Source organism: Burkholderia arboris (assembly GCF_038723655.1).
Taxonomy (GTDB): domain Bacteria; phylum Pseudomonadota; class Gammaproteobacteria; order Burkholderiales; family Burkholderiaceae; genus Burkholderia; species Burkholderia arboris.
Genome location: NZ_CP109822.1, coordinates 703,541 through 727,458 on the forward strand (window position 1 = coordinate 703,541; position 23,918 = coordinate 727,458).

27 protein-coding genes are annotated in these 23,918 nt (G+C 66.1%); 18 read left to right on the top strand and 9 right to left on the bottom strand.

Annotated features, from left to right (window positions below; translation table 11 throughout):
- Positions 1–27: 27 nt before the first annotated feature.
- Positions 28–588: a hypothetical protein gene (locus OHZ10_RS20400; RefSeq protein ID WP_342705655.1), complete on the top strand. Its 561-nt coding sequence runs from the start codon at positions 28–30 to the stop codon at positions 586–588.
- On the opposite strand, the gene OHZ10_RS20405 is transcribed toward OHZ10_RS20400, so the two are convergent.
- Positions 589–1,464, bottom strand: coding sequence for a LysR family transcriptional regulator (locus OHZ10_RS20405; protein WP_059237812.1), 876 nt, complete (start codon positions 1,462–1,464; stop codon positions 589–591). It lies immediately after the preceding gene.
- Positions 1,465–1,625: 161 nt separating this feature from the next.
- Between OHZ10_RS20405 and OHZ10_RS20410 the strand changes: the two genes are divergently transcribed.
- Positions 1,626–2,945, top strand: a complete 1,320-nt coding sequence (locus OHZ10_RS20410; RefSeq protein WP_174992668.1) for a DUF3422 family protein — start codon at positions 1,626–1,628, stop codon at positions 2,943–2,945.
- A gap of 34 nt (positions 2,946–2,979) precedes the next feature.
- Complete coding sequence (locus OHZ10_RS20415) at positions 2,980–3,183, top strand: hypothetical protein (RefSeq protein WP_059237810.1); 204 nt, start codon at positions 2,980–2,982, stop codon at positions 3,181–3,183.
- Between the two features lie 42 nt (positions 3,184–3,225).
- Here OHZ10_RS20415 and cynR read toward each other — a convergent pair whose 3' ends face one another.
- A complete protein-coding gene (gene cynR / locus OHZ10_RS20420) occupies positions 3,226–4,155 on the bottom strand; it encodes a transcriptional regulator CynR (protein WP_174992669.1) in 930 nt (309 codons plus the stop codon).
- 113 nt (positions 4,156–4,268) lie between these two features.
- On the opposite strand from cynR, the gene OHZ10_RS20425 reads away from it, so the two are divergent.
- The 8 genes from OHZ10_RS20425 (at position 4,269) to OHZ10_RS20460 (ending at position 10,034) form a co-directional block, all read left to right on the top strand.
- On the top strand, positions 4,269–4,928 hold the full coding sequence (locus tag OHZ10_RS20425; RefSeq protein ID WP_059237808.1) for a carbonic anhydrase: 660 nt from the start codon (positions 4,269–4,271) through the stop codon (positions 4,926–4,928).
- Between the two features lie 36 nt (positions 4,929–4,964).
- Entirely contained in the window at positions 4,965–5,435 is a 471-nt protein-coding gene (gene cynS / locus OHZ10_RS20430; RefSeq protein WP_059237807.1) for a cyanase, read from the top strand.
- A 106-nt stretch (positions 5,436–5,541) separates the two neighbouring features.
- On the top strand, positions 5,542–6,009 hold the full coding sequence (locus tag OHZ10_RS20435; protein WP_174992671.1) for a nucleoside deaminase: 468 nt from the start codon (positions 5,542–5,544) through the stop codon (positions 6,007–6,009).
- A gap of 254 nt (positions 6,010–6,263) precedes the next feature.
- Positions 6,264–6,443 carry a hypothetical protein gene (locus OHZ10_RS20440; protein ID WP_340625403.1) on the top strand — a complete coding sequence of 60 codons (180 nt, stop codon included), beginning with the start codon at positions 6,264–6,266 and terminating at the stop codon, positions 6,441–6,443.
- A gap of 37 nt (positions 6,444–6,480) precedes the next feature.
- Positions 6,481–7,635, top strand: coding sequence for an ABC transporter ATP-binding protein (locus OHZ10_RS20445; RefSeq protein WP_256086856.1), 1,155 nt, complete (start codon positions 6,481–6,483; stop codon positions 7,633–7,635).
- A gap of 10 nt (positions 7,636–7,645) precedes the next feature.
- Positions 7,646–8,632 (top strand): ABC transporter permease subunit, encoded by a 987-nt coding sequence (locus tag OHZ10_RS20450; protein ID WP_256085334.1) that lies wholly within the window; start codon positions 7,646–7,648, stop codon positions 8,630–8,632.
- On the top strand, positions 8,629–9,468 hold the full coding sequence (locus OHZ10_RS20455; protein ID WP_059232999.1) for an ABC transporter permease subunit: 840 nt from the start codon (positions 8,629–8,631) through the stop codon (positions 9,466–9,468). Before OHZ10_RS20450 ends, OHZ10_RS20455 begins: the two co-directional genes overlap by 4 nt.
- A gap of 131 nt (positions 9,469–9,599) precedes the next feature.
- On the top strand, positions 9,600–10,034 hold the full coding sequence (locus OHZ10_RS20460) for a GNAT family N-acetyltransferase (RefSeq protein ID WP_059237803.1): 435 nt from the start codon (positions 9,600–9,602) through the stop codon (positions 10,032–10,034).
- Positions 10,035–10,344: 310 nt separating this feature from the next.
- Here OHZ10_RS20460 and OHZ10_RS20465 read toward each other — a convergent pair whose 3' ends face one another.
- Positions 10,345–11,628 carry a cystathionine gamma-synthase family protein gene (locus tag OHZ10_RS20465; protein ID WP_059237802.1) on the bottom strand — a complete coding sequence of 428 codons (1,284 nt, stop codon included), beginning with the start codon at positions 11,626–11,628 and terminating at the stop codon, positions 10,345–10,347.
- A 139-nt stretch (positions 11,629–11,767) separates the two neighbouring features.
- Positions 11,768–12,664 carry a LysR family transcriptional regulator gene (locus OHZ10_RS20470; protein WP_256086854.1) on the bottom strand — a complete coding sequence of 299 codons (897 nt, stop codon included), beginning with the start codon at positions 12,662–12,664 and terminating at the stop codon, positions 11,768–11,770.
- 138 nt (positions 12,665–12,802) lie between these two features.
- On the opposite strand from OHZ10_RS20470, the gene tam reads away from it, so the two are divergent.
- Positions 12,803–13,588 (top strand): trans-aconitate 2-methyltransferase, encoded by a 786-nt coding sequence (gene tam / locus OHZ10_RS20475; protein WP_342705656.1) that lies wholly within the window; start codon positions 12,803–12,805, stop codon positions 13,586–13,588.
- Between the two features lie 33 nt (positions 13,589–13,621).
- Here the strand turns inward: tam and OHZ10_RS20480 are convergent, their stop codons facing one another.
- On the bottom strand, positions 13,622–14,212 hold the full coding sequence (locus tag OHZ10_RS20480; protein ID WP_174993308.1) for a GNAT family N-acetyltransferase: 591 nt from the start codon (positions 14,210–14,212) through the stop codon (positions 13,622–13,624).
- A 178-nt stretch (positions 14,213–14,390) separates the two neighbouring features.
- On the opposite strand from OHZ10_RS20480, the gene OHZ10_RS20485 reads away from it, so the two are divergent.
- The 3 genes from OHZ10_RS20485 (at position 14,391) to OHZ10_RS20495 (ending at position 16,951) form a co-directional block, all read left to right on the top strand.
- Positions 14,391–14,561 carry a hypothetical protein gene (locus OHZ10_RS20485; RefSeq protein ID WP_342705657.1) on the top strand — a complete coding sequence of 57 codons (171 nt, stop codon included), beginning with the start codon at positions 14,391–14,393 and terminating at the stop codon, positions 14,559–14,561.
- Between the two features lie 406 nt (positions 14,562–14,967).
- Entirely contained in the window at positions 14,968–16,131 is a 1,164-nt protein-coding gene (locus tag OHZ10_RS20490; RefSeq protein WP_342705658.1) for a porin, read from the top strand.
- Positions 16,132–16,291: 160 nt separating this feature from the next.
- Positions 16,292–16,951, top strand: a complete 660-nt coding sequence (locus OHZ10_RS20495; protein ID WP_340625402.1) for a M24 family metallopeptidase — start codon at positions 16,292–16,294, stop codon at positions 16,949–16,951.
- A 76-nt stretch (positions 16,952–17,027) separates the two neighbouring features.
- Here the strand turns inward: OHZ10_RS20495 and OHZ10_RS20500 are convergent, their stop codons facing one another.
- The 4 genes from OHZ10_RS20500 to OHZ10_RS20515 all read right to left on the bottom strand — a co-directional run bounded on the left by OHZ10_RS20500 (position 17,028) and on the right by OHZ10_RS20515 (position 21,468).
- Positions 17,028–19,475, bottom strand: coding sequence for a phosphocholine-specific phospholipase C (locus OHZ10_RS20500; protein WP_342705659.1), 2,448 nt, complete (start codon positions 19,473–19,475; stop codon positions 17,028–17,030).
- Positions 19,476–19,513: 38 nt separating this feature from the next.
- Complete coding sequence (locus OHZ10_RS20505; protein ID WP_233464268.1) at positions 19,514–19,651, bottom strand: hypothetical protein; 138 nt, start codon at positions 19,649–19,651, stop codon at positions 19,514–19,516.
- A 168-nt stretch (positions 19,652–19,819) separates the two neighbouring features.
- Positions 19,820–20,500 carry an HAD family hydrolase gene (locus OHZ10_RS20510; protein WP_059237795.1) on the bottom strand — a complete coding sequence of 227 codons (681 nt, stop codon included), beginning with the start codon at positions 20,498–20,500 and terminating at the stop codon, positions 19,820–19,822.
- Between the two features lie 23 nt (positions 20,501–20,523).
- Entirely contained in the window at positions 20,524–21,468 is a 945-nt protein-coding gene (locus OHZ10_RS20515; protein WP_059237794.1) for a choline ABC transporter substrate-binding protein, read from the bottom strand.
- A 261-nt stretch (positions 21,469–21,729) separates the two neighbouring features.
- Here OHZ10_RS20515 and OHZ10_RS20520 point away from each other — a divergent pair, with 261 nt between their 5' ends.
- The 3 genes from OHZ10_RS20520 (at position 21,730) to OHZ10_RS20530 (ending at position 23,854) form a co-directional block, all read left to right on the top strand.
- Entirely contained in the window at positions 21,730–22,410 is a 681-nt protein-coding gene (locus OHZ10_RS20520) for an MgtC/SapB family protein (RefSeq protein WP_059237793.1), read from the top strand.
- A gap of 44 nt (positions 22,411–22,454) precedes the next feature.
- A complete protein-coding gene (locus OHZ10_RS20525; RefSeq protein ID WP_059237792.1) occupies positions 22,455–23,222 on the top strand; it encodes a DeoR/GlpR family DNA-binding transcription regulator in 768 nt (255 codons plus the stop codon).
- A 140-nt stretch (positions 23,223–23,362) separates the two neighbouring features.
- Positions 23,363–23,854, top strand: a complete 492-nt coding sequence (locus tag OHZ10_RS20530) for a molybdopterin-dependent oxidoreductase (protein WP_059237791.1) — start codon at positions 23,363–23,365, stop codon at positions 23,852–23,854.
- The last annotated feature ends 64 nt before the right edge of the window (positions 23,855–23,918 follow it).

Consider the following 23,918-nt stretch of genomic DNA (forward strand, 5'->3'; position numbering starts at 1 on the left):
GGCGCCGATCCTGAATATGGAGGGGTCATGGACCTCATGGAAGCAGTGCAGGTCGCGCGGCCGGCAAGCCGTCGCGTACGGACGGCGTTGCTGCCGTCGGGCCAGCAACTCGCGCGTCAGCTCGTGACGACGGTGCGCGTGGCCGAAGTGCTGCTGCATCAGGCGATCGTCGTGCCCGACGGGCATCAGTGGTCGGTCGACACCGAGCGGGTCGACGCGATCGGCGGGCCGCTAGATGCCTGGGAGACCTGCGTGGCCTGGCGGATCGGCAAGGTGTTCGGGGCGGCGGTCAGCCCGGCCGCACGCGTCAACGATCCCGGCCAGGTGGCGGTCGAGATCCGGCTCTGCCTGCCCGAGCAGGCATATGTGGCCGAGCGGCGCGTGAGCATCTTCGGCCGCCGCCACGGCCACCGGTTCGGCGCGACGCTGTCGGTCGCGTCGGGCGCGCAATGGGGCTGGCAACGTACCGAACACGTGGTGCCGGAATGTCGGCACGTGCGCGCCGATACGCTCGAGGCACTCGTCGATGCGGTTGCCGCGCACGTCAACGCGGCGCTGGGCGCGGCCGGGTTCGGCGCGACGCGCTGACTATGCGTCGCCGGCCTGCCCGGTCTGCCGCTGCAGGTCTTCCATCAGCTGTTCCGCGAGAAAGTCGCACGGCGGCCGCTTCGATTTCGTGCTGCGTGCGAGGATCAGTTCGAGCGGCGGCAGGTCGGGCAACCCGTGCGAGCGGCCCAACATCGACAGTTGCGCGGGAATCGCGCAGCGCGCGAGCGGCGCGACCGCAAGGCCGGCCTCGACCATGCTCAGCAGCCCGAGCAGGCTCGGGCTTTCATATGAGGTGCGGTATGGCACCTTGGCGCGCTCGAGGCTGCGGATTGCATTCTCGCGCGCGACGCTGCCCGGCATGAACACCGCGATCGGCAGCGGCCGTTCTTCCCAGACGCGCGGCCCGTTCGTCATCGCGGCCCACGCCATCGGCTCGTGGCGGATGAAATCGCCGGTCAGCCCCTTGATGCGCGTGCCGCACACGAGATCGACGGTGCCGTCCTTGATCAACGGCGCGAGCGCGCTACTCGGCAGCCCGATCACCTGGATCTCGACCTTCGGGTAGGTCGCCGAAAACTTCTTCAGGACGGAAGGCAGCAGCGACGACGCATAGTCGTCCGGCACGCCGATCACGACCTTGCCGGTCACTTCCGGCCGTACCACGGCCGCCCATGCCTCGTCGCGCAGCGCCAGCATTCGTCTGGCGAATCCCAGCAGCACCTCGCCCTCGCGCGTCAGCACGATGCTGCGCGGCTTGCGCACGAACAAGGGCCGGCCGATCGCGTCTTCCAGGCTCTTGATCTGCATGCTCACGGCCGACTGCGAGCGGTTCACGGCCTCGGCGGCGCGCGTCATGTTGCCGGTCTCCGCGACGGCGACGACGGTGGTCAGCACGTCGTGATCGAGCATCTTCATCGGTATCAGGAAAACTGAACGTAACGATCAGCATTATGCGTTTTTATTGTTGCTGTGTGTCTGCCATAGTGCGATCACGCTGGCGTTTCCCCCGAGGGTGGCGCGGCGAACGGGCCGGCCGAGCCGGCGTGCAGGACTGAACAAGGAAGCGTGGTGTATCGATGATGGACCATCCGTTGCGCGCCGCCCTGGCCGCGGAATTGCATGCCCGGCCGTTCCTGCGGCTCGCCGAAGCCGTGTCGCTCACGCATTACGCGATCTACGCGGACGGCCAGCCCGACATCCACGAAACGCTGCTGCACGCGCTGTGCCGCGATACCGGCATTGCCGCGCCGCACGACGGCGCGACGCACTACGCGGTGCAGTCGCCGAGCGGCTGGCACCTGAAGTGGGAGCGCCACACCGAATTCTCGACCTTCACGTTCGTCGCGCCGCGTCGCGACACCGGCTATTTCGACGATCTCGCGATCGAAGGCATTCCGGCCGCGTGGTTCGCGCGGCTCGCCGGCATCCGTTTCGTCGCGGTGCGCATGGAACTGCTGACGGGCGACGCCGCGCGGCTCGTCTGCGGCGACCTGCGCCGCTGGATCGACGGGCCCGCGCTCGTCGGCAGCAGCGTGCTCGGCGGCGGCAAGGTGTTCTGCGACTGGCATGTGCGCGACGACGGCTTCATGCGCTTTCTCGTCGTCGACGAGGATTTCCGCGAGGAGCAGGGCGGCCGCCTGCTGCAGCGCCTGTATGAAATCGAAACGTACCGGATGATGGCGCTGCTGGCGTTGCCCGTCGCGCGCCGGATGAGCCGCGAGCTCGACGAGATCCACGCGGCGCTGCACGCATTGATGCAGCGGATGGACGCGAGCGGTGCCGACGGCGACGACACGGCGCTGCTCGTCAAGCTCACGCATCTCGCGGTACGGGTCGAATCGCTGTCGGGATCGGGCGCGCGCTTCAGTGCGTCGCGTGCGTACGAAAAGCTCGTGCTGGCGCGCATCCACGAGTTGCGCGAGGAACGCATCGAAGGGATGCCGACGATCGCCGAATTCATGGAGCGGCGCTTCGCGCCGGCGATGGAAACCTGTCGCAGCGTATGGGCGCGCCACGAACAGATCGCCGCACGGATCGCGCGGGCGGTCGACCTGCTGCGCACGCGTGTGAACCTCGCGCAGGAAAAGGACGTGACACGCCTGCTGGCGGGCATGGAGCGCACCGCGCGTAACCAGCTGCATCTGCAACATGCGGTCGAGGGGCTGTCGGTGGCTGCCATTTCGTACTACGTGCTATCGCTTGCCACGGCAGCGTTCAAGGCGCTGCACGTGATGAACCTGCCGGTCGACCCCGAACTGGCGGAAGGCCTGCTGATCGCGCCGGTCGTGTTCGCGGTGATTCACATCACGCGGCGAACGCGTGCGCAGCTGGCGCGATCGGAGGCGGCGCACGACGGCACGACAGTGCATGCGGCAGCGTTGAAGCAGGTCGGTTAGAACATCTAAAACATGATCAGGTAAAGGAGTGGAGATGACTTTTTCGCAGAATCAAGCAGGGTTTCATAGCGGTTTCGATGCCGCGTTCGACGAACCGGCATCGGACGATGCCGGCGTGCCGGAAGCGGCGCGCGTGACGTCGTATCAGGCCGTGCTGCAGGAACCGATGACGTCGCTCGTCGGGAATACGCTCGATCGGCCGGACGTCGCGGCGGTGGCGATTCTCGGCTACAACTGACGCGGTTTGCCGCGCCGGTTCGATCCGGCGCCGCGGCCTGCATTACCCGGCTGCCTTCCGGCTCGCCGGGCGTGAATCGCCTTCCGGTTTTTCCTTTCCCTTTCCCAGTGCCAGCGCCAGCTCGACGAACGCGCGCGCGGCCGCGCTGCGGTACGCGCCCTTGCGCTGCAGCAGCACGGCCGTGCGCTTCAGGACGGCCGGATCGAGCGCGACGGCGACGAGATCGTCGTGCCCCGTCGCGATCGTCGCGGGCAGCAGCGTCGCGAGGTTCGTGCGGCGCACGATCTCGATCACCGCACCCAGCGAATTCGCTTCCATCAGCACGCGGGGCTGCACGTCGTGCTCGCGGAAATAGCGATCGATCTGCGTGCGTGTCGCGAACTCGGCCGTGAGCAGCACGAGCGGCGCATCGTGCAGCGCGCGCAGGCCGGCCTTGCGCTTTCCCGCGAGCGCGTGCCGACGGTTCACGACGAGCGCGAGCGTTTCGACCAGCAACGTCTCCACTTCGATATCCGCCGACTGCACGTCCTCGAATGCGATGCCGACATCGAGCTCGTCGTCGACGAGCAGCGTCTCGATACGCTCCTGCGACATCTCGCGCACCGACAGCGTCACGTCCGGATAACGCCCGTAAAACGCGTCGACGAGCGGCCCGACGAGATAGCTCGTGAAAGTCGGCGTGACCGCGATCCGCAGCGAGCCGCGGCTCAGATCCTGCACGTCGTGAATGGCGCGCCGGCCTTCCGCGAGATCGTGCAGCGCCTGCCGCGCATAGCGGAAATACACGTCGCCGGCGTCCGTCAGCCGCGTGACGCGCCCGGTGCGGTCGAATAGTTGCGCACCGAGCGTCTCCTCGAGCTGCCGGATCTGCTGCGACAGCGCGGGCTGCGACACATGCAGCGCGGTGGCCGCACGCGTGAAGCTGCGGTGTTCGGCGACGGCCAGGAAGTAGTGGATATGGCGCAGCAGCATGGCGGTTCCTATAAGTTGTGCTTATCGGGTTGATCATAAATCAGTCTTTTACGTTATTGGAAGTCCGGCGTAACCTGCCCTTCATCGATTCCACCCGACCCGGAGAACACGCGATGAAGGACATCATTGAAGGCTTCCTGAAGTTCCAGCGCGACGCCTATCCGGAACGCGCCGCATTGTTCCGCGATCTCGCCCGCAGCCAGCACCCGCGTGCGCTGTTCATCTCGTGCTCGGACAGCCGGCTCGTGCCGGAACTCGTCACGCAGCGCGAACCGGGCGACCTGTTCGTGATCCGCAACGCCGGCAACATCGTGCCGTCGTACGGCCCTGAGCCGGGCGGCGTGTCGGCGTCCGTCGAATATGCGGTCGCCGCGCTGCGCGTGACCGACGTCGTGATCTGCGGCCATTCCGACTGCGGCGCGATGACCGCGATCGCGACGTGCCAGTGCATGGACCACATGCCGGCCGTCGGCCACTGGCTGCGCTACGCCGATTCGGCGCGCGTCGTGAACGAGGCGCGCACGCACCGCAGCGAACGCGAGCGGATCGACTCGATGGTGCGCGAGAACGTCGTCGCGCAACTCGCCAACCTGAAGACGCACCCTGCCGTGCGGCTCGCGCTCGAAGAAGGGCGTCTCGCGCTGCACGGCTGGGTCTACGACATCGAATCGGGCTGTATCGACGCCTATGACGGCGCGACCGGCCGGTTCGTGTCCCTCGCGGACCACCCTGGTGTCCGCGCGACTCCCGCGACGCTCGCCGTCGCGGCCTGAATCCGAATTGCTCCCACCCCACCACGAGGAATTGCCATGATCCAGTCCCAGCACAGCCAGACTGCCCGCCACGCGCTTGCGGAAACCGTCGTCCTCGCGAAGGCGCGCAAGAACCTGTCGTTCGCGCAGCTCACCGAAGGCACGGGCCTGAGCGAAGCGTTCGTCACGGCCGCGCTGCTCGGCCAGCATGCGTTGCCGGCCGATGCGGCGCGCGTCGTCGCCGGCAAGCTCGGCCTCGACGACGATGCGGTCCTGCTGCTGCAGACGATCCCGCTGCGCGGCAGCATCGACGATCGCGTGCCGACCGATCCGACGATCTACCGCTTCTACGAAATGCTGCAGGTGTACGGCACGACGCTGAAGGCGCTCGTCCACGAGAAGTTCGGCGACGGCATCATCAGCGCGATCAATTTCCGGCTCGACGTGAAGAAGGTCGACGATCCCGAAGGCGGTTCGCGCGCGGTGATCACGCTCGACGGCAAGTACCTGCCGACCAAGCCGTTCTGACGCCCGCACGGCGCCGCGGCAGCAGCGCCGTACAGGTTCCGCCCGACGTGCGCCGGCTGCCGGCCGGCGCGCGTTCCCGCGATTCCGTTGCAACGAGGACACCGCCATGGATTTTGTGAAACGCACGATCGATCTCGCGATGAAGAACGTGGAAGAAGGCGGCCGCCCGTTCGCGACGGTGATCGTCCGCGACGGCGAGATCGTCGCGGAGAGCCCGAACCTCGTCGCGCAGACCCGCGACCCAACCGCGCACGCCGAGATCCTCGCGGTGCGCGACGCATGCCGCAAGCTCGGCACCGAGCACCTGACCGACTGCGAGATCTACATCCTCGCGAGCCCGTGCCCGATGTGCCTCGGCTCGCTGTACTACTGCAGCCCGAAGCGCGTGATCTACATCACGACGCGCGAGGATTACGCGCCGTTCTACCGCGACGACCGCAAGTACTTCGAGCTCGACACGTTCTATGCCGAATATGCAAAGCCGATCGAGGCACGCCGGTTGCCGATGGTGCAGCAAAAGCACAGCGGTGCGATCGACGTGTACCGGCGCTGGCAGGAACTGAACGCGAAGTGACGTCACCCGCGCGGCGCACCGGCCGCGCGTGGCAGCCGCCCCGGCTGCTCGTTTTCCCCACCCTCCGTTTCGCCCGGCGGCGCCCGATCTGCCGGGTGCCCGCGCCGCTGCACGGGCGCCGTGTCGCGCCCCGTTTTCCCGCCTCCCCAAACATCGATCCCGTTCAATGTCCGGAACGGAAATCCGCGATCCAAAAGGTTTTTGACACGTTTAAAAATTCGCCCTGGAGACGACAGAAACGTGCGGAAAGCCCGATGAAAACCAATGAAATGTTCATGACAGCCAGCGCGCCGGCCGATGCCGGCCGACGCGAATGGCTGCCGATCGCCGTGCCTTTCCCCCAGCCCTGTTTCGTTGCGCCATTCGTTCCGGACGGGGAGTCGTTCGATTCCGCTCCACCGACACCGCGCGCGCGTCCGACCGGTCGCGCCTGACGCCCGAGATTCGCTTACCTGCCCAACACGGACCATCATGAAACGGGATTCATTCAGTACACCTGATGCAGCGCTTCGAGCGACGATCGATCAGCTCAAGCCGAACGACGCCTTCGTGCGCATCGAAAACGTCGTGAAGAAGTTCGGCGACAGCACGGCCGTCGACAACGTGAACCTGACGATCGCGAAGAACGAACTGTTCGCGCTGCTCGGCAGCTCCGGCTGCGGCAAGTCCACGCTTCTGCGCATGCTCGCCGGGCTGGAAACGGCCACCTCCGGCAAGATCTTCGTCGACGGCGAGGACCTCGCGTCGCTGCCGCCGTACCGCCGCCCGGTGAACATGATGTTCCAGTCGTACGCGCTGTTCCCGCACATGACGGTCGAATCGAACGTCGCGTTCGGCCTGAAGCAGGAAGGCACGCCGAAGCATGAGATCAAGGAGCGCGTGGCCGATGCGCTCGCGCTCGTGCAGATGAGCAAGTACGCGCAGCGCAAGCCGCATCAGCTGTCCGGCGGCCAGCAGCAGCGCGTCGCGCTGGCCCGCTCGCTGGTCAAGCGCCCGAAGCTGCTGCTGCTCGACGAGCCGATGTCCGCGCTCGACAAGAAGATCCGCCAGAAGACCCAGCTCGAACTCGTGAACATCATCGAGAAGGTCGACGTGACCTGCGTGATGGTCACGCACGACCAGGAAGAGGCGATGACGATGGCCAGCCGCCTCGCGGTGATGAGCGAAGGCAAGATCGTGCAGATCGGCGCGCCGGGCGAGGTGTACGAGTTTCCGAACAGCCGCTTCTCGGCCGAATTCATCGGCTCGACCAACCTGTTCGAAGGCCGCGTCGTCGAGGACGAGCCCGACCACATCTTCGTCGAGAGCGACGACCTCGAAGCGCGCATGGTCGTGAGCCACGGCGTCACCGGCCCGCTCGGGATGCCGGTCGGCATCTCGGTGCGCCCGGAACGCGTGCACGTGTCGCGCGAGAAGCCGGGTTCGAAGCACAACTGGGCGCGCGGCGTCGTGACCGATATCGCGTACATGGGCAGCTACTCGCTGTACCACGTGCGGCTGCCGAGCGGCAAGACGGTCGTGTCGAACCTGTCGAGCTCGCACCTGATGAGCGACAACGCGCCGGCGTGGAACGACGACGTGTTCGTGTCGTGGTCGCCGGCCAGCGGCGTCGTGCTGACGCAGTGAGGACGACACGATGAGAACCTCTGCTTCCACGCCTTCCGCGCCGGTGTCGTCCGGCGCCGCGAGTACGGGCGCCGGCCGCGCCCGCCCGGGCCGCTTCGCCGCGCTGTCGCGCTTCCTGCCGTCGGGCCGCAGCGTCGCGATCGGCGTGCCGTTCCTGTGGCTTGCCGTGTTCTTCGCGCTGCCGTTCGTGCTGGTGCTGAAGATCAGCTTCGCCGACCAGGTGATGGGCATTCCGCCGTACACGTCGCTCGTCGAGATCAAGGACGGCGTCGTGCACTTCGCGCTGCAGCTGTCGCACTACGCGTTCCTGCTGCAGGACGACCTGTACATCGCGACCTACCTCAGCTCGCTGAAGATGGCCGCCGTGTCGACGGTGCTGTGCCTGCTGATCGGTTACCCGATGGCGTACTACATCGCGCGCTCGGAACCGAACCGCCGCAACGTGCTGATGATGGCCGTGATGCTGCCGTTCTGGACGTCGTTCCTGATTCGCGTGTACGCATGGATCGGCATCCTGAAGGACGACGGCCTGCTGAACCACACGCTGATCGCGCTCGGCATCATCCACACGCCGCTGCGGCTGTACCACAGCGATGCGGGCGTCTACATCGGGATGGTCTATTCGTACCTGCCGTTCATGGTGATGCCGCTGTACGCGCACCTGGTGAAGATGGACCTGACGCTGCTCGAAGCCGCGTACGACCTGGGCGCGAAGCCGTGGGTCGCGTTCACGCGGATCACGCTGCCGCTGTCGAAGAACGGGATCATCGCCGGCAGCCTGCTGGTGTTCATCCCGGCGGTGGGCGAGTACGTGATTCCGGAGCTGCTCGGCGGCGCCGACACGCTGATGATCGGCCGGGTGATGTGGGATGAATTCTTCAACAACATGGACTGGCCGATGGCGTCCGCGGTGACGGTCGCGATGGTGCTGCTGTTGCTGGTGCCGATGGCGCTGTTCCAGTACTACCAGGTCAAGGAACTGGAGGAAGCGAAATGATCAAGCCGAGCAAACCGCTGTCGACGGGCGTTCTCGCCTTCGGCTTCCTGTTCCTGTACATCCCGATCATCAGCCTGATCGTGTACTCGTTCAACGAGTCGAAGCTGGTGACGGTGTGGTCGGGCTTCTCGCTGAAGTGGTACGCGGCGCTGCTGGAGGACGACGAGCTGCTGACGGCCGCGTGGCTGTCGCTGAAGATCGGCCTGCTGACGGCGACCGCGTCGGTCGTGATCGGCACGTGGGCGGGCTTCGTGCTCGCGCGCTTCGGCCGCTTCAAGGGCTTCACGCTGTACACGGGGATGATCAACGCGCCGCTGGTGATTCCGGAAGTGATCCAGGGCATCTCGCTGCTGCTGCTGTTCGTGGCGCTGGAGCAGATGTTCGGCTGGCCGAAGGGTCGCGGGATGGTGACGATCTGGATCGGTCACGTGATGCTGTGCGTGTCGTACGTGGCGATCATCGTGCAGTCGCGCGTGAAGGAGATGAACAAGTCGCTGGAGGAGGCCGCGCTGGATCTGGGTGCGACGCCGCTGAAGGTGTTCTTCGTGGTGACGCTGCCGCTGATCTCGCAGGCGCTGCTGTCGGGGTGGCTGCTGTCGTTCACGCTGTCGATCGACGATCTGGTGCTGTCGGCGTTCCTGTCGGGGCCGGGGTCGACGACGTTGCCGCTGGTGGTGTTCTCGCGCGTGCGGCTGGGGCTGAACCCGGAGATGAACGCGCTGGCGACGCTGTTCATCACGGCCGTGACGATCGGCGTGATCGTCGTGAACCGGATGATGATCGCGCGCGAGCGGCGCCGCATGGCCGACCTGAAGGCGGCGTTCGCGGCGGCGTGAGCGTGTGGCGGGGCGCGATGTCGCACGGCAATGGCGCGGTCGCCACGTCGCGTGGCGACGCGCTATAGTCGTGCGATGCCCGCCGCGGTTGCTGCATGCCCGGCGGCCCCTTTCACGCACGCATTCGCCCGATGACCGCCCATCCCGACGTCACCCTCCGACTGACCGACACCGAGCAGCCGGCCGCCCGAGACTTCATCAGCCGCCGGCTCGGCGAATTCAACCATGCGATGACGGGGCGCTCGGACGCGGCCGCGCTCGACGTTTACGTAACCGATCCCGCGACCGGCGAGGTTCTGGGCGGCCTCACCGGCCGCACATCGCTCGGCCTGTTCTTCATCGACCTGTTCTATTTGCCCGAATCGCTGCGCGGCGGCGGCTTCGGCAGCCGGCTGCTGCGCGAGGCCGAAGCGGAAGCGAAGCGGCGCGGTTGTGCGCGCGCGGTGCTGTACACGATCTCGTTCCAGGCGCCGGACTTCTACCGGAAGCAGGGTTACGAGACGTTCGGCGAAGTGCCGTGCGAGCCGGAAGGGACATCGCGCGTATTCATGGTGAAGGTACTGTGAATCGCTGCCACCGGCTCGCTTCTCGCGGCCGGATTTTCGCGGCGATCGCCTTCCGGACCTAGCCGGGAAGACGGACCGGATCGACGAACCGGCCCCGGAAGATGCGCGATCGTCGTCGTCGCGAACAACGCGTCTTGACGATCCGTGACCCGGTATCGATGCCGCGTGGTGCTCATGGTGCGATGCCTTGTGCCAACGCGACGCTGCCACTCGAACGCCGGCATGCCGGCGCAGCAGGCGTTGCAGATTGCCTGCCGCACCGACCGGCGCGCCTTCCGTGCGAACCGCTATCGAGCACCGGCCGCCTGCGTCAGCAATGCTCCAGCGCGTACGACAGGTCGGCGATCAGGTCATCCGGATGTTCGAGCCCGACCGACACGCGAATCAACCCTTCCGATACGCCCGCCGCGGCACGCGCATCGGCCGGCACGCCCGAATGCGTCGTCGACGCCGGATGGCAGATCAGCGATTCCGTACCGCCGAGACTGACCGCCGACTTGAAGAGCGTCAGGTGGTTGATGAACCGGAACGCCTGCTCGCGGCCGCCGTCGAGGATGAAGGCGAACGTCGAGCCGGGCCCGCTGCACTGGCGCTGATAGACGGCCTGGTAGGCCAGATCGTCGATCAGCTCGGGGTGCAGCACGCGCACCGGCCGATGCGGATTGCCGGCGAGCCAGCGGGCGACGGCGCTGCCGCTGCGTGCGGCCTGCTGCATGCGCAGCACGAGCGTTTCCATCGAGCGCGTGATCATCCACGACGAATGCGGGTCGAGCTGCGAGCCGAGCGTACTGCGGACCGAACGGATTTTCGTGATCAGGTCGCGGGCGCCCGTGACGCCGCCGGCGACGAGGTCGCTATGCCCGCCGATGTATTTCGTCAGCGAGTACACGCTCAGGTCGATGCCTTGCCGCGATGGTTTCTGGTACAGCGGCCCGAGCAGCGTGTTGTCGCAGACCGACAGCGGGCGATAGCCGTGGCGCGCCTCGAACGCGTCGATTTCGCGGCGCAGCCCTTCGAGATCGAACAGCGCGTTGGTCGGGTTGGCGGGCGTCTCGATGTAGCACATCCGCACGTTGCCCTTTTGCGCGGCCGCTTCGAGCGCGGCGCGGATCGCGCTGGTGGACAGCCCGTCGGCGATCGCTTCGGAGCGAATGCCCCACTCGGGCAGGAACTTCGAGATCAATGTCTCGGTACCGCCGTACAGCGGCACGGACTGGACGACACAGTCGCCCGGCCGCAGGAACGTCAGCAGGATCGCGGCGATTGCGGACATGCCGCTCGACGTGACGACGGCGGCTTCGGAATCGTCGAGCAGCGCGAGGCGGTCCTCGACGATCTCCAGGTTCGGGTGATTGAAGCGGCTGTAGACGAGGCCCGCGCCTTCGCCTTCCGGTGACGGCTTGCGCCCGGCCACGACGTCGAAGAACTCGGCGCCATCCTCGGCCGTGCGGAACGCGAACGTGGACGTGAGGAACACGGGCGGCTTCACCGATCCTTCCGACAGGAACGGATCGTAGCCGTAGGACATCATCTGGGTTTCGGGATGGAGTTCCCGGTCTGCAATCTTGCGCTTGTGGTAGTTGCGATAGGCCATGCAGTGCTCCGTGCAGAGGGGTGAGGAACGGCCGTTGCAGCGGCGGCATCACGCGTGCGGCGCCGGGTAGGCGCCGTTCGTGGCAGCCGCATGTGCCGATACTAACCCTAAGGCGCTGCTTCGTGACGCGCTACTGACACTATGGACAGGGTGTCGCACGCGCGACGATCATGTCGTAAAGCGCGCACGCCGCGGGCGACAGTTGCGCGTTCTTGCGCGTGACGAGCACGAGCGTGCGCGACACCGACGGCTCGACGAGCTCGATCGTGCGGATCATCGGATACGCATTCTTCTGGATCGCGAGCTTCGGCACGACGGCCGCGCCGAGCCCTTCCGCGACGAGCCCGAGCGCCGTCGAGCTGCGCTGCACCTCGTAGAACGAATGCAACGACACGCCGCTCGTCTTCAGCGCGCCTTCGAGCAGCCCGCGATTGCCGCTCACTTCGCCGGCGAAGATCAGCGGATGCGGCTGCAATGCCGCCCAGCGGATGCGCCGCCGCTTCGCGAGCGGATGATCGTCGCGGCACACGAGCACATAGGGATCGTGCGTGAGCGGCACGCTGACGAGTTCGGGGTGCTGGTCGCCGGCGATGCTGATGCCGAATTCGGCCTCGCGCCGCAGCACGGCCTGCAGCACCGACGCCGATGCGTGATCGAGGATCTTCACGCGATCGTGCGGACGGTGCCCGGAGAACGCGCGCAGGATGCGCGGCAGATACTGCACGCCGACCGTCGGCACGCATGCAATCGTGACGTCGCCGCGCTGGCTCAGGCCCGTCTCGCGGATTTCGGTCAGCGCGTCGGACAGCTCGTTCAGCAGCCGGCGCGCCTGCGGCAGGAAACGCCGGCCGATCTCGGTCAGCGTGGTGCGGCGCGTCGTGCGCTCGACCAGTGCGACGCCGAGATACGATTCGAGCTTGCGCAGCCGCTGCGTGATCGCCGTTTGCGTGACGTGCAGCGTATCGGCTGCCTGCCGGAAGCTGCCGCCGTCGGCGATTGCGACGAAGGCCTGGACACCGAGCGTATCGATCTTCATCAGAATCTTGAATCAATCACGATATTAAATTCATTTTACTGAAGGTTGGCGGCAGTCGCAGAATGCGCTGCATCGGCGGCCCCATGCATCCCGTACCCGGATGCGCCGCGGCCGCCCAAGCCGACCAGGAGAAATAGCGTGACGACCCCACTCGATCAATACGCGAACCAGTATGTACAGTTCGAAGACGAACGCACGCGGCCGGTGCGCGATTTGCTGGCCGCCGTGCCGAAGACGCCGATCCACACCGCGATCGATATCGGCTGCGGGCCCGGCAACTCGACGGAAGCGCTGATTGCCCGTGCGCCCGACGCGACGATCCACGGGATCGATGCGTCGGCGGACATGATCGCGGCCGCACGCAAGCGTCTGCCCGCATTGCGTTTCGATATCGCCGACGTGGCCACGTGGGACGATCCGGGCGGCTATGACCTGATCCTGTCGAACGCGGTGCTGCAATGGGTGCCCGTGCACGACACGCTGTTCCCGGCGCTCGTCGGCCGGCTTGCGCCGGGCGGCCATCTGGCGGTGCAGATGCCCGACAACCTCGACGAACCGGCGCACCGGCTGATGCGCGAGGTCGCCGCGGCCGGGCCGTGGGCCGACCGGCTGAAAGGTGCGGCGCGTACCGAGCGGTTCGATGCGCGGTACTACTACGCGCTGCTGTCGCCGCTGTGTTCGCGCGTGGACGTGTGGCGCACGACCTATTACCACGCGCTGCGCGGTGGCGCCGATGCGATTGTCGAATGGTTCAAGGGCAGCGCGTTGCGGCCGTATCTCGCGGCGCTCGACGACGCCGGACAGCGCGCATTCCTCGCGCGCTATCGCGACGCGCTCGCCGGGCCGGGCGGTTATCCGGTGCAGGACGACGGCACCGTGCTGCTGCCGTTTCCGCGCCTGTTCATCGTGGCGACGCGGAAGTAACGCGGCAACGACGTGACGGGTGGCGGCGGTGCGTCAACGCACCGGCGGCACCGATGCCGGATCGACCGTGCGGCTCCGTGCGGTCTGCCCGTCGCGCAGGTCCTTGTACCAGAAGAGGGCGACTTCCCCGGCATTCTCGCCATCGGCATACAGGAAGCGGTCGTGGCCGCCGAGCGCGAAGCCGGCACGCGCATACGTCGAGCAGGCCGCGACGTTGTTCGCCTGCGTTTCCAGCCGGATGAAGCCGAACCCGTGATTGCGCGCCCAGGCTTCCGCTGCTGCCAGCAGGAATTGTCCGATACCGAGGCGTCGATGATCCCGGTCGACGGCCAGCTCCGCGATCTCGGCCATCCCGTTCCAGCTCTCCTCGATCGCGACGAACCCGGCGAGCCGCTCGCCGGCCGTCGCGCGAAAGAGCGCCGTTTTGCCCGACGCCTCGTCCGCCCAGCCGGCCGGATCGAAGCCGTAGTCCTTGCGTCGCACCGGCAGCGCGCGAAGATCGAGCAAGTCCTGATACGGCGCGTTCAATTCCCATGCGATGTCGAACGAGAAATCGCATCCGTCCAGTTCGTCTGCGGCAAGCGCGAGCGCCGGTTCGATGCTGATGTGTTCGGCTCGGTCCATATGTCGGTGTCCTGTCTTCGCGGGAGGGTGTGGTTCTGTCCGTGACGCGATCGCCGGCGCCGTGAGGCATGCCGATTCGCATCGATTGTCTTTCTTCGTTTTCTGCACCTGCACAATTCGCCGCGCGCGAAACCGGCACAGACCGGCGGCGTTTCCGGCGGTCGAAGGCACGCGAGCCGTGAACCCGACGACCGCGCACACGTTTGCGGCATACGTGCGCGGGCTGGGGTGCGCGATCAAACGCCTGATTATGCTGGAATTCGGCGCCGGCCCGGTGCGACGCGATGCGATGACGGCCGCCGCGCAGCCCGTCGCCGCTTCCGGTTCGCCCGCGGTCGCCTGTGGATGAAAGACGACAGGAACCCGAATAATTGTTTACCGTTTGGTGACAACTCGATATATTCCGAAAAATATATCGAAGGTCGTGATGCCGTCAGGCGTCACGTCGTCCACCCGCTCCACGAAAGCCGGAAGAGATTCTGACCTGCATCGCCGGAGCAACGCGTCGTCACGGCACGCGCAACCGGTGCGCACGCTTCCCGACGCTGCAACACGAGCGGCCGCCCTTCGGCATGCCGCTTCCGCAAGCCCACACTGGCATCGAATCGGAACATCGTGCGCACGCATGAGGCATGGGCGCGTCCGGCGTTCCGTCGGTGAGCGGGCTTGCGTTCGTCCGTCATACGGTTTTTCGTCAAGACGCCGCGCGTTTCGCTGCGACGCAGGCGCGTGCGTCCACAACAAAAGGAAGCAACATGAAGAAGACCATCGTGGCCGCGGCCGCACTCGGGATGTTCGGCACGGCCGCGCATGCGCAAAGCAGCGTCACGCTCTACGGGTTGATCGATGCGGGTATCACGTATTCGAACAAGGTCGCGACGACGGGCGGGCACGACAAGCTCGTCAAGTACGGCGACGGCGTGGCATCGGGCAGCCGCTGGGGCATCCGCGGCACCGAGGATCTCGGTGGCGGGCTGAAGGCGCTGTTCGTGCTGGAGAACGGCTTCAGCAGCGGCGACGGCACGATCGGCCAGGGCGGCGCACTGTTCGGCCGGCAGGCGTTCGTCGGCCTGTCGAAGAACGGGATCGGGTCGCTGACGTTCGGCCGCCAGTACTCGTTCTCGACCGACTACATCGGTGCGAACTACACGATGGGCAGCCAGACGCCGGCCGGCAACTACGCGTATCACATCAACGATCTCGACCAGCTCACGTCGAGCCGCATCAACAACGCGGTGAAGTTCCAGAGCGCGAACTTCGCGGGCCTCACGTTCGGCGCGATGTACGGTTTCTCGAACTCGACGCAGTTCGCGGGCACGCCGACCACGACCGGCGCGAACGGTTCGCAGGGTTCGTCGAGCGCGTACAGCTTCGGCGCGAACTACGTGCAAGGGCCGTTCGGCATCGGCGCCGCGTACACGAACATCCGCTTTCCGAACGGCGCGACGCCCGCGTTCGGCGTGAGCATCGCGAACATCAACACGCTCGGGCTGCGCGATCTCGAGACGGTCGGTGTCGGCGCGCGCTATGCGATCGCGGCGGCGCTCGTGTGGGCGAACTGGACGCATACGAAGTTCACGCCGCTGTCGGGCGAGTCGTCGAAGCTGAACAATTATGAAATCGGTGGCCGCTATGCGTTCACGCCGGCCCTGAGCGGCGGTCTCGGCTACACGTTCTCGAAGCTCGACGGCCGCTTTGACGGCAAGTGGCACCAGGTCAACGCCGCGGTCGACTACGCGCTGTCGAAGCGCACGGACGTGTACGTGAGCGCGGCCTACCAGAAGGCGTCGGGCAGCAACACGATCAACGGCCGCGCGGTGCCGGTCCAGGCAGAGATCGGCTCGTCGGGGTCGTTCATCGGCAACGCGGGTGCGAACACGCAGTTCGTCACGCGCATCGGCCTGCGTCACAAGTTCTGATCGACGCATGACCCACGGGCGGGCGCTCTCTCGGGAGCGCCCGTATTGCTGTAGCGCGCGACGAAACGCGACACGGCACCGGTTCGAAAATCGATATATTCTCCTGTGCATATCGAGGCGACACTCGATCCGCCCACATTCATTGCCCGGGAGCACGCTCTTGAATTCGACGCAACGCGAAGCCGTCGGCGAAGCCTTTTCGCTCGACGCGATGCAGCATGCAAGAACCATGACATGGCAGGCCGTCGACGCGATCGCCAAGGGCGTCCGGCCCGGCATGCACGAATCGGAGGCCAACGCGCTGGGGCTGAGCGTGCTGAAGGACCTCGGCATGGACCGGATCTGGCATCCGGTCCTCGTCCGCTTCGGCGAAAACACGTTGCGCACGTTCAAGGAGCGCTCGGTGGCGGACCCGGTCCTTGCGGCGGACGACATCTTCTTCATCGACCTCGGCGCCGTCTGGGCGAAGCACGAGGGCGATGCGGGCGCGACGTTCGTATGCGGCGACGATCCCGACATGCATGCCTGTGCGCGTGCGGCAGGCGTGATCTACGGTGAAGTCGAGCATCACTGGCGGACCACCGGTTGCGCGGGTATCGCGCTGTACGAGTTCGCGGCGCAACGCGCCGACGCGCACGGCTTCCGGTTGAACGTCGACATCAAGGGCCATCGCGTCAGCGATTTCCCGCACGCGATCTACAAGGCTGGCAATCTCGGCGATTTCGACGCCGCGCCGGCCGCCGGGTTGTGGATCCTCGAAATCCAGATCGCCCACCCGACGCGGCCGTTCGGCGCGTTCTACGAAGACCTGCTCGTCTAGGCGCGGCGCCCGGCCGGCGCGCGTCACACGTGCACACCGGCCGGGGGCCTGAAACGACGACGGAACCGCCGCGACCTCAGATGCTGATCGTGATCGGGCCTGCGAGCGGCGTGTAGCCGTCGTCGAACAGCAGCCACGCGTCGTACTGGCCCGATGCAAGCGTGCTGTTCGCGGTTGACGAGAACAGCAGCGAGCCGGTGCTCTTGGGCAGGTACGCCCACGACTTGTAGCCGCCCTTGGTCGGCTGCGCGCCGCGCGGATAGATGCCAACCCAGTTCTTCGGGCTGTGGCGCCACGGCGGCACGACGTAGTCGAACCGCAGCGTGCCGTACGACGACCCCTGCGACGCCAGCGTGGGGACGAACTTCCCGTTCGTGTTGCCGATTGCCGAATCCGTCAGCAACGTGCCCGATTGCGTCTGGACGCAGCCGGCGATACGGCGCAGGAAGTTCGGGTCGTTCGCGTCGCGGATGCTCGCGTCGTACCAGCCGGCGTCGCCGTACCACGTGACGGCCTGCGTCGCGCCGGCCGGCACGCTGACCGACTGCGCGCCGTTCATCCCGTACGCGTTGTCGACGAGCTGGAACGTCGTCGCGCTCGAGCCGGCCGAGTTGTCGAGCGTGATCCGCACGTTGCCGTTCTGCACGTCGTAGCAGAGGCTGACTTCGGCGGTCGAACCCGCGTTTCCCGATGCGCCGATGTTGCCGCGCAGCGTCTGCAGGAACCCGTTCGGTCCGTAGATCGAATAGTCGTAACCGCCCCCCGAATTCAGCGCGAGCGAATCCGTGAGACACGTCCCCGTGCCGGCACCGATCGTGTACTGCCGCGGTGTCGTGCTCGTGCCGTCGACCCAGGCCTGCAGATGCACGCCGGCTGCGCCGGTGTTGGTCATCGTCAACCCGAGCGTCTTGCCGGACCGGTTGACCCGGCCCTGGACGAAGAACTCGTACGGCAGCCGGCACGCCGTGTTGCGGCCAGCCGTTTGCGCGGGGACCGCCGTGGTGGTCGCCGCGGGAATCGGGACCGTCGAGCCGTTCGGATTCATGTTGCTGGCCGCTGCCGGAATCGCCGGAATCGTCTGGTCGGGATTCGCGAAGTCGAACGCCGACGTCAGGTCGCCGCAGACTGCGCGACGCCACGGGGTGATGTTGGTCTCCTGCAGCCCGAAGCGCGCTTCCAGAAAGCGGATCACCGACGTGTGATCGAAGACCTGCGAGTTGACCTTGCCCCCCTTCGACCACGGCGAAATCACGAACATCGGCACGCGCGGGCCGAGCCCGATCGGCACGTCGCCGCTTGCCGAGCCGTCCGATGCGGCACCGCTGCCGGCGACGAATTCGGCGGCCGTCGAGATCGTCGACCGGCCGGTGCCGGCGGCGGCACTCGCCGGAACGGCCGGCGGCATGTGGTCGAACAGGCCGTCGTTTTCGTCGTACATCACGAGCAGCACCGTGCTGGCCCATACCGCCGGATTCGACGTCAGCGCATTGAGCACGTTGCTCACATACCATTCGCCGCCGCTCGCGGCCCACGACGGATGTTCGCAATACGCATAAGGCGCGGCGATCCACGACACCTGCGGCAGCGTGCCGTTCGCGACGTCGGCCCGCAGCTGGCTGAACAGATTCGTGTCGTATTCGGTGCCGCCGCCGGTCGGGTCGACCTGCGTGCCGTTGAGCGCCGGTGCGAGCGGATCATTGGCGCCGAGATTCTGGTACTGCTTGAAGTTCAGGATGACGTTGTCGCCGTAGTTGCCGTTCCACCAGAGATCGCTGCTGGAGCCGTTGTATTCGCCATAGCCATGCCCGGCGTCCAGCCCGTTGCCCTTGTCCTGGTAAAACTTCCACGTGACGCCGGCCGTGTTCAGGCGTTCCGGCATCGTGGTCCAGCCGGTGCCGGTCATCGTGTTGGTCGTATACGGCGAATAGCCGGCGACGTTGCCGCAGCAGCCGGTCCACAGATACAGGCGGTTCGGGTCCGTCGGGCCGAGCATCGAGCAGTGGTAGTCGTCGCACACGGTGAATGCGCTCGCCAGCGCGTAGTAGAACGGGATGTCGTTCTGCGTGAAGTAGTACATCGTGCCGCTGGTCTTCGCCGCGACCCAGTTGTCGTAGCGGCCGTTGTTCCACGCGCTGTGCGTGCCGCTCCAGGTGTGATCCAGGTCGTTGTAGTACGTGTCGCCGTTCGCGACGCCGGAAACGGGCGGCGACGGGTTGAACGGAAACACGTAGGACAGCGCCGACGGCTGGCGCCAGACCGGATAGCCGCTGGAGATCACGACCGGCCGGGGATCGCCGAAGCCGCGTGCGCCGCGCAGCGTGCCGAGATAATGGTCGAACGACCGGTTCTCCTGCATCAGGATGACGACGTGCTGCACATCCTGGAGGGTGCCGGTGACGGTCGCCGCCGGGATCGACTGTGCGCGCAGGATGCTTTCGGGAAGCATGCCGGTGACGGCGGTGGCGCCTGCGAGCTTCAGCGCATCGGTGAGGAACTGACGTCGTGTCGTGGGTTTGTTTTGCATGATCGCTTTTCCTGGGTGGCGGGTTGGGCTTGCGCCGGTCAGTGACACTCGCTGGCGCAGTGAATGACCGGCGCGGATGCCGGCCCCGATGCCGGCGCGCGCGCGGCGGCGACGGTGCCCGCGGCGCCCGGGTCGCCGTCGCCGCAAGCGGCCAGCGTGCACAGGAGCGCGATCATGAAAACGCCGCGCCAGGGCGGCATATGGCTTGCCGCACGGCGAGGCGGGACGACATGCTTCCGATTCGATTCGAATCGGATTCCTGATTGATCGGGGTGAATACTGCGTGCTCCGTCTTTCATTTCTCCTCCAGACATGAAAATGGACAGCAGAGAGTAGCGCCCGAATCAGAACAGCTTCATGACAGGCCAGCCGCGTTTGCCGGCCACCTGAGAGAGCCTCGAGTCGGGATTGGTCGCGACCGGATGCGTGACGTAGTCGAGCAGCGGCACGTCGTTGATCGAATCGCTGTAGAAGTAGGTTCGTTCGAAATCGGAGGGTATGTAACCCAGCGATCTCAGCCATGCAGCCGTGCGCACGATCTTGCCTTCGCGGAAGCTCGGCACGCCGACACTGCGCCCGGTGAACTGCCCGGCCGGCGTGCCGTCGTCGGTATCGAGCTCGATGCCGAGCAGATGCTCGATCCCGAACTCGGCCGCGATCGGCCGCGTGACGAACACGTTGGTCGCCGTCACGATGCAGCACAGGTCGCCGCTCTCGCGATGCCGGTCGACCAGCGCGCGTGCTTCCGCCGTAATCGCCGGCCGGATCACCTCGTCCATGAACTGCGCATGCCAGCGTTCGAGTTGCTCGCGCGAGTAGCGCGTGAGCGGCGCGAGCGTCACGGCGAGATACGCGTCCATGTCGAGCGTGCCGGCCGCATAGTGGCCGTAGTGCTCGTCGATCAGTGCCGTATGCGCGTCGTCCTCCTGCCAGCCGACCCGCGTGATGAAGCGGCTCCAGGCCTGGTCGCTGTCGAGTGGCAGCAGCGTGTGATCGAGATCGAACAGCGCGAGATTCTTGTGCATGGGTTATTCCTTGTATTGCGGATTTACGCGCCGATGAGCTTTTCGATCGCGTCCTTCGCGTTCTTCCCGTCGATGGTCGTGACGCCGTCGAGCCACTTCGACAGCACGCCGGGGTTCTTCTTCACCCACTCCTTCGCGACCGCGACTGGATCTGCATGATTCATGATCGGCACCATCAGCTGGTTCTCTTCGTTGGTCGTGAATTTCAGGTTGGTCAGCAGGTGGCCGACGTTCGGGCAGCGTTCGAGATAGCCGGGCGTGACGAGCGTGTAGACCTTTGCCGAGCCGTAATTCGGGCCGAACACGGTGTCGCCGCCGTCGAGATACGCGATCTTGAAGTTGATGTTCATCGGATGCGGCTCCCAGGCCAGGAACACGATCATCCGGTGTTCCTGCACCGCGCGCGTGACCTGCACGAGCATCCCGGCTTCGCTCGATTCGACCAGCTTGAAGCCGCCGAGCCCGAATTCGTTCTTGTCGATCATTCGCTGGACCAGCGCATTGCCGTTGTTGCCGGCGCCGATCCCGTAGATCTTGCCGTCGAGCTGGTCGCGGAATCGGGCGATGTCGGCAAAGCTCTTGAGGCCCTGGTCGGCCGCGTATTGCGGCACGGCCAGCGTGTAGCGCGCGCCGACCAGGTTCGGCTGCGGCAACTGGTGAACGGCGCCGGCATCGACGAACGGCTTCACCGTCGGCGTCATGCTCGGATCCCAGTAGCCGAGGAATGCATCGATCTGGGCCTTCTTCACGCCGGCCAGCACGATCGGCGGCGACGCGATCGTCTTGGTCGCCTCGTAGCCGAGACCGTCCAGCAGCATCATCGCGACGCCGGTGGTCGCCGCGATGTCGCTCCAGCCGACATCGCCGAGCGTCACCTTCTTGCAGACGTCGCTTTCCGACGCGTGAACGGGGGCCGTTGCCAATGCCGCCAGCAGGGTTGCAGCGAGCATCCATACCTTCTTGATCATGTTGGTCTCCTAAGCAAGTGTTTCGGATCGTGTTGCCTGATTGGTCTGACGATTGATCGTGTGGATCAGATGAAACAAACGAACTTGGGTCTGGCTTTGTCGTTTTGCGTACCGTATATTAGAACGCACAAAATCGCAAGATCGCACAAAAATACAACTCGCCGCTCGCCGGATGCGACGGCGGCCGGATGAAGTCAGGACAAGCCGGGGCGGCCGGGACGGGCGCCTCATCAAGCAGATCGACAGAAAGAGGAGACCTCGATGATCAGTCAAATGGAAATCATTTCGCGCCTGTTGCTGGCGGCCTTGCTCGGCAGCATCGTCGGCATCGAGCGCGAGCGGTTGTCGTGGGCGGCCGGGTTGCGCACGCACATGCTGGTCGCCGTGGGCGCCGCGCTCGTGATGATCGTGTCGGCGTTCGGCTTCGCGGATATCCAGGACGCGAAGAACGTGTCGCTGGACCCGTCGCGCGTCGCTGCGCAGGTCGTGTCGGGCATCGGCTTTCTCGGTGCAGGGTCGATCATGCTGCGCGGCGAGATCATCCGCGGGCTGACGACGGCGGCGAGCCTGTGGGTGGTCGCGGCGGTCGGGCTGGCCGTGGGCGGCGGGATGTACGTGGCCTCGATCGCCGCGACGGCGATCGTGCTGGCGATCCTGGCCGGGCTGAAGCCGATCGAGAAGCGCTTCTTCGTCGCGCGGCAGCGCTGGGGCGTGCGCATCCTCGCGAGTCGCGGCGCCGTGAAACTGACGTCGTTGCAGGCGATGCCCGGCATCGACCAGGCGCGGATCGTCCAGTTCATCATCGAGCAGGACGACGCGGCGCCCGACGACGACCGCATCCACGTGGTGTTTTCGAAGATGACGAGCAGCGAGTTCCAGGTGGTCCGTCAATCCCTGCAGACCCTCGTCGGCATCAAAAAGATGGAGGAAAGCGCTGGGTAGACGGTCGTTCGAATAAGATTGACAGACATTTCCGAGGATATTTCATGTGGCAAGAAGAGCGATACCAGAGGATCCGGCTTCTGTTATCGAAGATGCAGCGCGTTTCCACCGACCGGATCATGGCCGATCTGAACGTCTCGCGGGAAACCGTGCGCCGCGACCTCGTCGACCTCGAGGCGCTCGGTGAACTGAAGCGCGTGCATGGCGGCGCGGTGCAGGTGGGCGACGAAGCGCCGATCGCCGAGCGCGCGCAGACGCACGTGAAGGCGAAGCTGTCGATCGCGCGCGCGGCGGCGCGGCTCGTCACGGGCTCGCAGACGCTGTTCATCGACGCGGGGACCACCACCACGCTGCTGGCCGAGGAACTGGCGAAGCTGTCGGGCCTCACGATCATCACGAATTCGATCGACGTCGCGCTGAAGATGCGGTCGAGCGACCCGGAGCAAGGGAAGAACGAAACGATCCTGCTCGGCGGGATGATCGGCAGCCGCGCGGCCGCAACGGTCGGTGACGGCACGGTTGCCGAAATCTTCCGCTACCGCGCCGATCTCGCGCTGCTGTCGCCGGTCGGCGTCGACCATGTTCGCGGTGCGACGAACTACGACCGGATGGAAACCGAGGTGGCGCGCGCAATGGTCAGCAACGCGGCGGAGGTCGCGATCCTGGCCGATTTCAGCAAGCTCGGCACGAACAGCCGGATCGGCTTCTGCGAGCCGGCACGGATCGGCACGCTGGTGACCGACCAGAAGGCGGAGTCGGTCGACAGCTACAAGAGCATCAGGAAGGCGATCCGGAACATCGTGCTTTCATAGCGCCTGCAGGCGCGGGGCACGACCGGCTGCCGTATACCGCTCATGCGGCGCGCATTCTGCCAGCCGGCCTTTTCGCGGCGTAATATATCCGCCGATACAACGCAGGCCCGCCACCCGGCGGGCCGTCACGGAGGCGGGCGATGGAGATGGCAGGGACGGCGGCGCCTTCGGCGCATCAGGCGGCGGCAGGTTCGATTGCGCTGACGGGCGCATTCGTGCGGCCGATGACGGTGACGCTCGACGATCTGCGCCGGCACGCGAGCGCGATGGCCGAGCCGTTCGACCTGCGCTGCTTCACGACGAACCGCTTCATCCGCTCGGTCGCGCCGTATCGCGGCGCGCGGCTGAAGGACCTGCTCGACGCGGCCGGGCTGCGCAACGACGAGCCCGGCGACTTCAAGCGAATGGTATTCATCGCGCATGCGCACGACGGCTATGCGGTCACGTTCTCGTGGCACGAGCTGTTCAATACACCCGTCGGCGAACACGTGATCGTTGCGTTCGAATGCGGCGATGCGCCGCTGTCGATCGAGGACGGTGCGCCGCTGCTGTTCTCGGGCGCCGACCTGCTGCCCGCGCCGCGCCACGTGAAGCGGCTGGCCGGCATCGTCGCGCGCGTGCTCGAGATCTGATCGCGACGCGCGCGCTGCCGGCGTTCGCGGCGGCGGCCATCGTGTATGCTTGCCCGCATCGATC

Bases quoted from the DNA above. Each gene is read 5' to 3' on its own strand.
- OHZ10_RS20480 (WP_174993308.1), bottom strand. From the start codon at position 14,212: ATGGACCGAGCCGAACACATCAGCATCGAACCGGCGCTCGCGCTTGCC.
- OHZ10_RS20405 (WP_059237812.1), bottom strand. From the start codon at position 1,464: ATGAAGATGCTCGATCACGACGTGCTGACCACCGTCGTCGCCGTCGCG.
- OHZ10_RS20525 (WP_059237792.1), top strand. From the start codon at position 22,455: ATGTGGCAAGAAGAGCGATACCAGAGGATCCGGCTTCTGTTATCGAAG.
- OHZ10_RS20460 (WP_059237803.1), top strand. From the start codon at position 9,600: ATGACCGCCCATCCCGACGTCACCCTCCGACTGACCGACACCGAGCAG.
- OHZ10_RS20440 (WP_340625403.1), top strand. From the start codon at position 6,264: ATGAAAACCAATGAAATGTTCATGACAGCCAGCGCGCCGGCCGATGCC.
- OHZ10_RS20510 (WP_059237795.1), bottom strand. From the start codon at position 20,500: ATGCACAAGAATCTCGCGCTGTTCGATCTCGATCACACGCTGCTGCCA.
- OHZ10_RS20530 (WP_059237791.1), top strand. From the start codon at position 23,363: ATGGAGATGGCAGGGACGGCGGCGCCTTCGGCGCATCAGGCGGCGGCA.
- OHZ10_RS20400 (WP_342705655.1), top strand. From the start codon at position 28: ATGGACCTCATGGAAGCAGTGCAGGTCGCGCGGCCGGCAAGCCGTCGC.
- OHZ10_RS20455 (WP_059232999.1), top strand. From the start codon at position 8,629: ATGATCAAGCCGAGCAAACCGCTGTCGACGGGCGTTCTCGCCTTCGGC.
- OHZ10_RS20470 (WP_256086854.1), bottom strand. From the start codon at position 12,664: ATGAAGATCGATACGCTCGGTGTCCAGGCCTTCGTCGCAATCGCCGAC.
- OHZ10_RS20500 (WP_342705659.1), bottom strand. From the start codon at position 19,475: ATGCAAAACAAACCCACGACACGACGTCAGTTCCTCACCGATGCGCTG.
- OHZ10_RS20490 (WP_342705658.1), top strand. From the start codon at position 14,968: ATGAAGAAGACCATCGTGGCCGCGGCCGCACTCGGGATGTTCGGCACG.
- OHZ10_RS20505 (WP_233464268.1), bottom strand. From the start codon at position 19,651: ATGATCGCGCTCCTGTGCACGCTGGCCGCTTGCGGCGACGGCGACCCG.
- OHZ10_RS20445 (WP_256086856.1), top strand. From the start codon at position 6,481: ATGAAACGGGATTCATTCAGTACACCTGATGCAGCGCTTCGAGCGACG.
- OHZ10_RS20450 (WP_256085334.1), top strand. From the start codon at position 7,646: ATGAGAACCTCTGCTTCCACGCCTTCCGCGCCGGTGTCGTCCGGCGCC.
- OHZ10_RS20410 (WP_174992668.1), top strand. From the start codon at position 1,626: ATGATGGACCATCCGTTGCGCGCCGCCCTGGCCGCGGAATTGCATGCC.
- cynR (WP_174992669.1), bottom strand. From the start codon at position 4,155: ATGCTGCTGCGCCATATCCACTACTTCCTGGCCGTCGCCGAACACCGC.
- OHZ10_RS20435 (WP_174992671.1), top strand. From the start codon at position 5,542: ATGGATTTTGTGAAACGCACGATCGATCTCGCGATGAAGAACGTGGAA.
- OHZ10_RS20425 (WP_059237808.1), top strand. From the start codon at position 4,269: ATGAAGGACATCATTGAAGGCTTCCTGAAGTTCCAGCGCGACGCCTAT.
- OHZ10_RS20465 (WP_059237802.1), bottom strand. From the start codon at position 11,628: ATGGCCTATCGCAACTACCACAAGCGCAAGATTGCAGACCGGGAACTC.
- OHZ10_RS20515 (WP_059237794.1), bottom strand. From the start codon at position 21,468: ATGATCAAGAAGGTATGGATGCTCGCTGCAACCCTGCTGGCGGCATTG.
- OHZ10_RS20415 (WP_059237810.1), top strand. From the start codon at position 2,980: ATGACTTTTTCGCAGAATCAAGCAGGGTTTCATAGCGGTTTCGATGCC.
- cynS (WP_059237807.1), top strand. From the start codon at position 4,965: ATGATCCAGTCCCAGCACAGCCAGACTGCCCGCCACGCGCTTGCGGAA.
- OHZ10_RS20520 (WP_059237793.1), top strand. From the start codon at position 21,730: ATGATCAGTCAAATGGAAATCATTTCGCGCCTGTTGCTGGCGGCCTTG.